The sequence below is a fragment of the Streptomyces asoensis genome (genome assembly GCF_013085465.1).
Taxonomy (GTDB): Bacteria; Actinomycetota; Actinomycetes; order Streptomycetales; family Streptomycetaceae; genus Streptomyces; species Streptomyces cacaoi_A.
This window is the reverse complement of record NZ_CP049838.1, coordinates 5,854,673-5,864,360: the sequence shown is the minus strand read 5'-3', so window position 1 is coordinate 5,864,360 and position 9,688 is coordinate 5,854,673. Positions and strand designations below refer to the sequence as shown.

Below are 9,688 nucleotides of genomic sequence, written 5' to 3'. Positions count from 1 at the left end.
CTAAAGGCCCCTCAGTCCCATTCCAGGCCGCCGCGCCGCCATACGTACGCGTACGCGACGAAGACGGTGAGCACGAAGAGCAACATCTCCACGAGCCCGAAAACACCCAGGGCGTCGAAGGTGACGGCCCAGGGGTAGAGGAAGACGATCTCGATGTCGAAGACGATGAAGAGCATCGCCGTCAGGTAGTACTTGATGGGGAAGCGCCCGCCGCCGGCCGGCGTGGGGGTCGGCTCGATACCGCACTCGTAGGCCTCGAGCTTGGCGCGGTTGTACCGCTTCGGCCCGATCAGCGTGGCCATGACCACGGAGAAGATCGCAAAGCCTGCCCCGAGGGCTCCCAGTACGAGGATGGGCGCATACGCGTTCACCGCTCCTCGCTCCTCTCAGTCGGCACTGACTGCTGGCGATGACGTGGGGCTGACCAGCCCCGCACGTTCTGTGAACCCCGCCCGTCCCGGCGAAGATCGCGAACATGTGAAGCAGGTCACAAGCCCAACTGCCTCGCATCCTATGCCCGCCGCTCTGTGATCTGCGACACGGGGTATTACACAAGCTTTGTGATCTCCACCACCTGACGAAGGATCATGAAGTCATATCGACAGTGATCTTCATACGTGAAGCGTCAGAGTGATCACAAGAAGTGACATTTACGCTCGTCACCGCAGGAATCGAGGGTCGTCTCCATATCAAGAGGCTTCCCTTGCATGCAAATTGGTGATGGACGCGGTGCCCTGATAGAGGCGCGCATTCACACATCAGGGGGAGACGGAGCCGGGGTGTGGACGCGTGCACGCGTTCACAAGCGGAGGCGGACGTGCCGGACGCGCGAGACGCGGCCGTTGCGGTAACCGTTCCGTGACCTCCGCCACATCCGTGAGAGGCGCCTAAGAACCGGGCTTGGCCAACGGTCTCAACCGGTGGTAGGTGGCGGGCAATCCGGACGTAACGATGAAAGTCCATGATCACAGGCTTGATCACCTGCGTCCGCAATGTCCGTTACGGCGTCAATAAAGAACCCAGGACAGGGAATTTGGGGCGCCCATTGAACAACTGTGGCGCAGCACACGTTTCTTGAAGGTATGGAGGAGCCCCTGATACCGGTTGTACCCATGTCCCTCACCGCTCACATACGCAGCCACCGGAAACCCCGCCGCAGCGCGTCGACGATCGCGATGCGGGCCGGAGTCGCCAGTGGTGTCCTCGGCACGCTGGCCGTCGCCACAGCAGCTGGCTCGGCCAACGCCGCCGAGCCGGTGACGCAGACGCTCGAACTGCCCGTTCTCACGGGAGACCTGGCCGCCCAGGTCGCGCAGTCCGCTCAGGCCACGCAGCAGGCCGCGGCGAACTACCAGCTTCAGGCCGAGCGCGACGCGGCCGCCACCGCAGCCGCCAAGGAGGCCAAGAAGGACCTCGCCGACGCCAAGGCCGAGGCGAAGAAGAAGTCCGAGGCCGCCCGCAAGGCCGCCGCCGAGCGAGCCACGCGCGCCGCCGAGCGGACCACGCTCAGCACGACGGCGAGCAGCAGCTCCGACAGCAGCACGAGCAGCTCCACGGCGACCGGTTCGGCCGCGGCCGTCATCGCCTTCGTGAAGGCGCAGATCGGCGACGCCTACGTCTCCGGCGGCACCGGCCCGAACTCCTGGGACTGCTCGGGTCTCATGCAGACCGCCTTCAAGCAGGTCGGCGTCGACCTTCCGCGCGTCTCTCAGGACCAGTCGACCTTCGGCACCCAGGTGTCGCTGGACAACCTGCTGCCGGGCGACATCCTCTACTGGGGAAGCGCGGGCAGCGCGTACCACGTGGCGGTGTACGTCGGCGACGGCATGTTCGTCGGCGCGCAGAACCCGTCCACCGGTGTGGCCGAGAAGCCGCTCTCGTACGACCCGCCGACCGGCGCGGTACGGGTGCTCTGACACCTCCCGGGTGCCCCTCAGGGCACCTCACGCACGCAAGGGCCGCAGCCGCTCGGGGGCAGCGGCCCTTCGGGCACTGCCGACGCGCGCGGCCCGAACGCACGGCTCCGCGCACCGCTCTCCTGACGCGCCCGCGGGCTCACCATCCGCCGCCGGGACGCGCGTAGAGGCCCCCAGTCGCCTCCAGGGGCGCGTAGAGGCCCCGGGCCGGCTCCAGGGCGCCTGGGCGCACCCGCCGGCTTCGGGACGCTCACTGGTGCGTCGGTCGGGCTCGTGGGTCATGCCTGTCGCTCTCCGCGTCGCCGGCGGGGCCGGGTCGGCGATGCATCGAGCGCGATGTCCCGACATGTCGGACACACCGTCAATCCAGCGCCGGATCGGCTCGGTCCGGTCCGGTCCGGCTGGGGCAGTGGCTGCGCCTGGCGCGCTGGCTGCGCCTGGCGCGCTGGCTGCGGCAGTGGCTGTGGCTGTGGCTGTTCGACACGAGCGCGGAACTCGAGCGACTCTCGAGTGAGTCTCGAGCGGTTCTGGACCGACTCGGGACTGGGTCCGGAGCAGCTCGGGACCGGGTCTGGAGTGGCTCCGGATCGAGGCTCGGCAGGGGCCGGGAGGACACGCCGAGGTGGGCGGCCCGAGGTGGGCGGTCCGGCGGGAAGAGGTCTTCGCGCCGGACCGCCGTGCTCCGGTTCCGGAGGGCCCAGCCGTGGTCAGGCCTTCGGGGCCACCTTGCTCAGGCCGTTGATGATGCGGTCCATCGCGTCGCCGCCCGTGGGGTCCGTCAGGTTGGCGAGCATCTTCAGGGTGAACTTCATCAACAGGGGATGGGTCAGGCCGCGCTGGGTCGCGATCTTCATGACCTTCGGGTTGCCGATGAGCTTCACGAAGGCGCGGCCCAGCGTGTAGTAGCCGCCGTAGGTGTCCGCGAGCACCTGCGGGTAGCGCTGAAGGGCCAGTTCGCGCTGGGCAGGGGTGGCGCGGGCGTGAGCCTGCACGATGACGTCGGCGACGATCTGACCGGACTCCATGGCGTAGGCGATGCCCTCGCCGTTGAAGGGGTTCACCAGGCCGCCGGCGTCGCCGACCAGCAGCAGGCCCTTGGTGTAGTGGGGCTTGCGGTTGAAGGCCATGGGAAGGGCGGCGCCGCGGATCGGGCCGGTCATGTTTTCGGGGGTGTAACCCCAGTCCTCCGGCATGGACGCGCACCAGGCCTTCAGGACCTCGCGCCAGTCCAGCTCCTTGAAGGAGTTGGAGGTGTTCAGTACACCCAGGCCGACGTTCGAGGTTCCGTCGCCCATGCCGAAGATCCAGCCGTAGCCGGGCAGCAGACGGTCCTCGCCCGGCCCCCGGCGGTCCCACAGTTCCAGCCACGACTCCAGGTAGTCGTCCTCGTGGCGCGGAGAGGTGAAGTAGGTGCGGACCGCGACACCCATCGGGCGGTCCTCGCGGCGGTGCAGCCCCATCGCCAGCGAGATACGGCTGGAGTTGCCGTCGGCGGCCACCACGAGCGGAGCACGGAAGGTGACTTCGCGTTTCTCCTCGCCCAGCTTGGCGTGCACACCGGTGATGCGGCCGGTGCGGTCGTCGACGATCGGGGCGCCGACGTTGCAGCGCTCGTAGAGGCGGGCGCCCGCCTTCTGGGCCTGGCGGGCGAGCTGTTCGTCGAAGTCGTCACGCTTGCGGACGAGTCCGTAGTCGGGGAAGGAGGCGAGATCCGGCCAGTCCAACTGGAGGCGGACCCCCCCGCCGATGATGCGCAGGCCCTTGTTGCGCAGCCAGCCGGCCTCCTCGGAGATGTCGATGCCCATGGCCACGAGCTGCTTGGTGGCTCGCGGGGTGAGGCCGTCGCCGCACACTTTCTCGCGCGGGAACTCGGTCTTCTCCAGGAGGAGTACGTCGAGTCCGGCCTTGGCGAGGTAGTACGCGGTCGTGGAGCCGCTCGGCCCCGCGCCGACGACGATCACATCGGCGGTGTTTTCGGAGAGGGGCTCGTTCACGACGGTCACGGCGGGATCTCCCCAAGTTCGGAATCTTCGTGCCGCCCGGCACTGGACATGGGCAGTCTATTCAGCAGAATTGATCACCCGGCTGAAGGGCTGCCCCGTGAACCGAGCTCTCCCCGTAGTACGGCTGCGTGTCCCCACGGACGAGGACGCGGTCACCTGGCACCGGGTCTTCGACGACCCGGACGTGATGGAGTTCCACGGCGGCAGGTCCGCGGAGCTGTCCGCCTACGAGGAGCTCACCGCCCGCCAGCGCCGGCACGACGCCGAGCACGGCTTCTGTCTGTGGACGATGCTGGACCGGGACGACCGGGTCATCGGGTTCACGGGCGCCCAGCCGTGGCCGCAGGAGTGGGGCCCCAAGGGCGAGATCGAGATCGGGTGGCGGCTCGGGCGGGAGCACTGGGGGCAGGGATACGTGACGGCGGCCGCGCAGATGACGCTGGAGCGGGTGCGGGCGGCCGGGGTGCCGGGGGTGGTGGCCATGGTCGACGCGCGCAACGCGCGGTCCATCGCCGTCACGGAGCGGCTGGGCATGCGGCTCGCGGAGGTCTTCACGACGCCGGAGTCGAAGCGGGAGGGGCGCTGCTACCGCCTCGCCTGGTGACCTCGGACACCGAGCGCCGGTAAGTCACCCTTCGTAGTTGTTGGCTACAGAAAGACACCCGGCACTTCCGGACGGCACCCCCGGGCGGTTACTCTTCCAGTACCGCTGGGGGTGACATTTGTGCTCATACCACCCAAGACACCCGAAGTGCGCGTGCCGAGACTCGTCGGTCTGATGGCCGTGGACGCGCGCGAGGCGGCCGCGGCGCACGGCGTGCTGCTGGCCGCACCGGACCGGCCCGAGTTCCACCGCGCGGTCGTGGACTACGTCGTACGGCAGTACCCGCCACCCGGTGTCGGGGTGCCGCGCGGCGCCGTCGTCACCGTGTGGTTCGAGTTCGGCGAAGGAGAGGGCGGCGGAGGCGCGGGCGTGCGCGAGCCCCGGGTGCCCAGACCGGGCGGGGGCGGGCTGGAGCGCGAGCTGGACCGGCCCGGACATCCCTTCGAGGCGATCACCAGGTAGCGGCGAGGCAACCGGCCCGAGCCGTGCCGGAGGCCGAGCCGTACCGGAGGCCGAGCCGTACCTCAGCCCGAGCCGTGCCTCAGGCCTCCTTGAAGCCGCGGTGCAGGGTCACCACGCCGCCCGTCAGGTTGCGCCAGGCGACCTTCGACCAGCCGGCCTTGCGCAGGTGCTCGGCGAGGGCGGGCTGGTCCGGCCAGGCGCGGATGGACTCGGCGAGGTAGACGTAGGCGTCCGGGTTGGAGGAGACCGCGCGGGCGACCGGGGGCAGCGCGCGCATCAGGTACTCGGTGTAGACGGTCCGGAAAGGCGCCCAGGTCGGGTGCGAGAACTCGCAGATCACGACGCGTCCGCCGGGCCGGGTCACCCGGTACATCTCGCGCAGGGCCGCGTCGAAGTCCTGCACGTTGCGCAGGCCGAAGGAGATGGTGACGGCGTCGAAGGCGTCGTCCTTGAAGGGCAGTCGCGTGGCGTCCCCGGCGGTGAACGGCAGCCAGGTGTGGTTCTTCTTGCCGACCTGGAGCATGCCGAGGGAGAAGTCGCAGGGGACGACATAGGCGCCGGTCCGCGCGAAGGGGAGGGAGGACGTCGCCGTACCCGCGGCGAGGTCCAGGACCTTCTGGGCGGGGCGGGCGTCGACCGCCTTCGCGACCTCCTTGCGCCACCTCCGGTCCTGGCCGAGCGACAGGACGTCGTTGGTCAGGTCGTACCGTTCCGCCACGCGGTCGAACATCGAGGCGACTTCGTGGGGCTGCTTGTTCAGGGAAGCACGGGTCACCCGCCCATTGTGGCAGCCCCCTCCTCACCGGCTCACGGCAGGAGCCTCGGCTTCTTCCGTGCCGCGACGTCCTCGACCCAGCCGCAGAGCAGCACGAACAGGGCGATCAGCAGCCAGCCCACGCCGAACATGAACCACTGGCTCTCCAGCGGCAGGTACTTCTCGAAGGCGGGGATGTCCCAGAACCGGTCGATCAGCGGCACGGCCAGGATCAGGGCGATCTCGTGCCAGAGGTAGATCGTCACCGCGCGCGCGTTGAAGACGGTGACGATCCGGTTCGTGCGCCGGAAGCGGGTGAGCCAGGCGAAGTCGATCCCGAAGTGCGCCTTCGCCCACATCAGCAGCATGACGAAGCCAGCCGACCAGAACGCCTGCGCGAGGGGGTCCTCGTCGAGGTCGTAGGTGCCGAACTCGGCCTGGTGCGTGAAGGCGTACCAGCCGCCGAACCCGATCGCCGCGAGCGACACCACGACCACCAGGGCCGGCTTCATCCGCTGGAGGACGCCGTCGCGGTGCGCGAAGCCGAGCATCCAGCAGAAGAGGTACGTCGACAGGTCCCACATCGCGGTGCCGACACGGTTGTCCGGGCCCGCCCACACGAAGGTGAGCACCAGGATCGGCGCGAGGGAGAGCGCCAGCACGGGGACCGGGGCCAGCCGGAACAGCCGCAGCAGGAGCGGGGAGAGCAGGACGAACCAGAGGTACGTCCGCAGGTACCAGAGGATCTCCCAGGCCTGCTCGCCCCAGGCGTTGCCCGGCGGGTCGCCCAGCGGCACGACCCAGTAGACGATCTCCCAGCCCGGCATCCAGTCGTGGATCAGCATCGCCAGAACGACGAAGACGCCCCAGAACCAGAAGGGGGGAAGGAGCCGGCGGAAGCGGCTCCTCACCACCTTCAGCGCCGGACGCTCCAGGGACTTCGCCATCAGGGTGCCGGCCAGGCCGAACATGATCCCCATGGAGGGGAAGACCATGCCCGCCCAGGCCCAGCCGAAGGTGTGGTAGGCGACGACACGGATGAGCGCGAGGGCGCGGAGCGTGTCGAAGTAGCGGTCGCGTTGGGGAGCGGCGGGCTTGGACGGGGGCGGGGGCTCCTCCGTCACCTCGTCGGTAACGGACGCCGGAGCCTCGGGCTCCCGAACGGGTTCCGGATCCCGGTCCCGGTCCCGGTCCCGGTCCAGGTCCAGGCCCAGGCCCGGGTCCGCGTCCACCGCCGGCAGGGGCGCCGTCTCGTCGACGGCGACACCCTGCCCGTACTCCACGTTCTGCGCGTACTCCGCGTACTCCGCGTACTCCGCGTACTCCGCGTACTCCTGTGGATGCGGCTGTTGCGGATACGGCTGCTGCCCGTACTGCTGTGGATAGGGCTGCTGCGGATACGGCTGCTGTGGATACGGCTGCTGTGGATACGGCTGCTGCCCGTACCCGTCGTACCCGTACGGGTACGACGACGGCTGCCCGTACTCGTGGCTGTACTGCTGCCCCTGGCCGAAGCCCTGCTGCTCCCAGCTCATCAGCTCACCCCGGCGGGGGTGCCGACCTCACCGGTGCGCTTCAGCTTCTGCCAGCGCAGGCGGCCGCCGGTGAGGGCGGTGATGCAGGAGTGGATGAGGACGAGGTACATCATCTGGCGGTAGGCCAGTTGCTGGAGAGGCATCATCAGCAGGTAGCGGTACTTCTCGCGGTCCAGGCGGAACGCGTAGGCCGCGCAGCCCAGTTGGACGCCGAGGACCGCCAGCCAGGCCAGCAGGGCCGCCTGGAAGTCGACGAAGATCATCGAGTAGATCGTGAACACGTCGATGAGCGGGGCGAAGACCGGCGTGATGATCTGGAAGAGGACCACGAGCGGCATGCCCACCCGGCCGAAGCGACCCGAAGGCCCCTTGTCCGTCAGGGACTTGCGGTGCTTCCACAGCGCCTGCATGGTGCCGTAGGACCAGCGGTAGCGCTGGGACCACAGCTGCTTCAGGGAGCCGGGCGCCTCCGTCCAGGCCTTGGCGTGCTCCTGGTAGACGACCTGCCAGCCCCCGCGGTGCATGGCGATGGTGATGTCGGTGTCCTCGGCGAGGGTGTCCTCACTCATGCCGCCGACCTCGAGCACGGCCTCGCGGCGGAACGCGCCGATCGCGCCGGGGATGGTCGGCATGCAGCGCAGCAGGTCGTACATGCGGCGGTCGAGGTTGAAGCCCATCACGTACTCGATGTGCTGCCAGGCGCCGATGATCGTGTCGCGGTTGCCGACCTTGGCGTTGCCGGCGACCGCGCCGACCTTGGGGTCGGCGAAGGGCTGCACGAGCTGGTGCACGGCGTCCGGCTCGAAGACCGTGTCGCCGTCCATCATCACGACGATGTCGTAACTGGCGCTGCGGACACCGTTGTTGAGGGCGGCCGGCTTGCCCGCGTTCTCCTGCCGGATGACGCGGACGTTCGTCATGCCGAGGGCCCTCGCGGCCTCGCGCGAGATCTCGGACGTGCCGTCCGTCGAACCGTCGTCCACGACGATGATCTCGATCGGATGGGTGCTCTTCGCCAGCGACTTCAGGGTGTTGGCGATGCACTCCTTCTCGTTGTACGCCGGGACGATCACGCTGACCGGCCGGGTGACGGTCGGCCCCCAGCTGAAGCGGCGCTTGTTGCGCTTTCTCCAGTGCCGGCGGGCCAGGATCAGCATCATCCCGAACCGGCCCATGACGGCCACGCCGACGACCATCAGCCCCACCGACAGCGTCGGGACGGTCCACTCGGCGAGGGTGACCGCCGCGATGAGGGCCTTGCCCTCGTAGAGCGTCACGCCGGTGGCCTCGCGGTGGGCCGCCTGGAGCCGGTTGATGGTCTGGCCGGTGCCACTCGTCCCGCCGGTGCCACTCGTCCCGCCGGTGCCACCGGTCCCGCCGATGCCACCTTCGCCGTTGGGCACGTTGCCGGGCTGCTCGCCGGTCGCGCCCTCGGTTCCCGCCGTCCCCTCGGGCGCCGTCGTCGCGCCGGCCCCGGCCGCACCCGCGGCCTGCTGCTGACCCGTGCCGGAGGCCTCGCGGGCCGCGGCGTTCTGCTCCTGCATCACACCGCTGATGGTGGTGAAGGTGTAGCCCGCGGCCTTCATCTTCTTGATGTACGTCGGCAGCGCCTTGATCGTCTGCGAGCGCTCGCCACCCGCGTCGTGGAAGAGCACCGACGCGCCCTTGCCGTCCTCCGGCGTGGCCCACTTGATGATCTTCGAGACGCCCGGCTTCTTCCAGTCGTCACTGTCCGTGTCGACGAAGACGCTGGTGTAGCCGTCCTCGCCCAGCTTCTCGTAGATGGGCCAGCTGTAGTTGTCGATGGCGTCCGTCTCGGAGGAGTACGGGGCGCGGAAGAGCGTCGTCGTGATGCCGGCCGCACCCGCGAGCGCGAGCTGGGTCTGCTCCATCTCACGGTCGACGCGGGCGTCGGACTGGTAGGAGAGGTCGACGTGGGTGAAGGTGTGGATGCCCACCTCGTTGCCCTCCTCGACCATGTCCTTCACGATGCTCGGGTAGCGCGAGACCATCGAGCCGACCAGGAAGAACGTGCCGGGCACGTCGTACTCCTGGAGGATCTTCAGCACCTGGGGCGTCCAGGTCGGGTTCGGCCCGTCGTCGAAGGTCAGCGCGATCGTCTTGTCCGGCACCGAGACGGTGGTTGCCTGGCCGCCCTGGAAGGTCAGGATCGGGCCGCCGTCGAGGACCTTGTCGGGCACCTTGTTGGCGCTGGCCCCGGTGCGCACCCGCTCGTCCCCGCCGACCTCGGCGCGCAGATAGCCGTCGAGGAGCATCACGCTGGTCAGCGCGAGCAGAAGCAGCAGGGCGAGGATGACACGCGGTTTCTGGAGCGCCGAGGCCTTGCCCGCCGCCCGCGACATGCGGGTCGGGGCACGGCGGCGGCCGCGAGAGGAAGTGGTCGTCATGGGAGT

8 protein-coding genes are annotated in these 9,688 nt (G+C 69.1%); 3 read left to right on the top strand and 5 right to left on the bottom strand.

From position 1 onward, the window contains the following. Window positions 1-11: 11 nt before the first annotated feature. Window positions 12-371: an NADH-quinone oxidoreductase subunit A gene (locus G9272_RS26290; protein ID WP_007383963.1), complete on the bottom strand. Its 360-nt coding sequence runs from the start codon at window positions 369-371 to the stop codon at window positions 12-14. Window positions 372-1,112: 741 nt separating this feature from the next. Here G9272_RS26290 and G9272_RS26285 point away from each other — a divergent pair. Then, entirely contained in the window at window positions 1,113-1,916 is an 804-nt protein-coding gene (locus tag G9272_RS26285; protein WP_171398836.1) for a C40 family peptidase, read from the top strand. 707 nt (window positions 1,917-2,623) lie between these two features. On the opposite strand, the gene G9272_RS26280 is transcribed toward G9272_RS26285, so the two are convergent. Next, entirely contained in the window at window positions 2,624-3,919 is a 1,296-nt protein-coding gene (locus G9272_RS26280) for a geranylgeranyl reductase family protein (RefSeq protein ID WP_171398835.1), read from the bottom strand. A gap of 97 nt (window positions 3,920-4,016) precedes the next feature. Between G9272_RS26280 and G9272_RS26275 the strand changes: the two genes are divergently transcribed. Continuing rightward, window positions 4,017-4,523: a GNAT family N-acetyltransferase gene (locus G9272_RS26275; protein ID WP_171398834.1), complete on the top strand. Its 507-nt coding sequence runs from the start codon at window positions 4,017-4,019 to the stop codon at window positions 4,521-4,523. A gap of 147 nt (window positions 4,524-4,670) precedes the next feature. Then, window positions 4,671-4,985, top strand: coding sequence for a PASTA domain-containing protein (locus G9272_RS26270; protein WP_301272148.1), 315 nt, complete (start codon window positions 4,671-4,673; stop codon window positions 4,983-4,985). Between the two features lie 79 nt (window positions 4,986-5,064). On the opposite strand, the gene G9272_RS26265 is transcribed toward G9272_RS26270, so the two are convergent. From G9272_RS26265 to G9272_RS26255, 3 genes are read right to left on the bottom strand one after another with little or no spacing between them, the layout of a single operon-like run. Continuing rightward, window positions 5,065-5,760 (bottom strand): demethylmenaquinone methyltransferase, encoded by a 696-nt coding sequence (locus G9272_RS26265; RefSeq protein WP_171398832.1) that lies wholly within the window; start codon window positions 5,758-5,760, stop codon window positions 5,065-5,067. Between the two features lie 32 nt (window positions 5,761-5,792). Continuing rightward, complete coding sequence (locus G9272_RS26260) at window positions 5,793-7,274, bottom strand: acyltransferase family protein (protein WP_171398831.1); 1,482 nt, start codon at window positions 7,272-7,274, stop codon at window positions 5,793-5,795. Then, entirely contained in the window at window positions 7,274-9,682 is a 2,409-nt protein-coding gene (locus G9272_RS26255) for a bifunctional polysaccharide deacetylase/glycosyltransferase family 2 protein (protein ID WP_171398830.1), read from the bottom strand. The genes G9272_RS26260 and G9272_RS26255 overlap by 1 nt, the downstream gene beginning before the upstream one ends. Window positions 9,683-9,688 lie beyond the last annotated feature (6 nt).

Bases quoted from the DNA above. Each gene is read 5' to 3' on its own strand.
- G9272_RS26285 (WP_171398836.1), top strand. From the start codon at position 1,113: ATGTCCCTCACCGCTCACATACGCAGCCACCGGAAACCCCGCCGCAGC.
- G9272_RS26260 (WP_171398831.1), bottom strand. From the start codon at position 7,274: ATGAGCTGGGAGCAGCAGGGCTTCGGCCAGGGGCAGCAGTACAGCCAC.
- G9272_RS26255 (WP_171398830.1), bottom strand. From the start codon at position 9,682: ATGACGACCACTTCCTCTCGCGGCCGCCGCCGTGCCCCGACCCGCATG.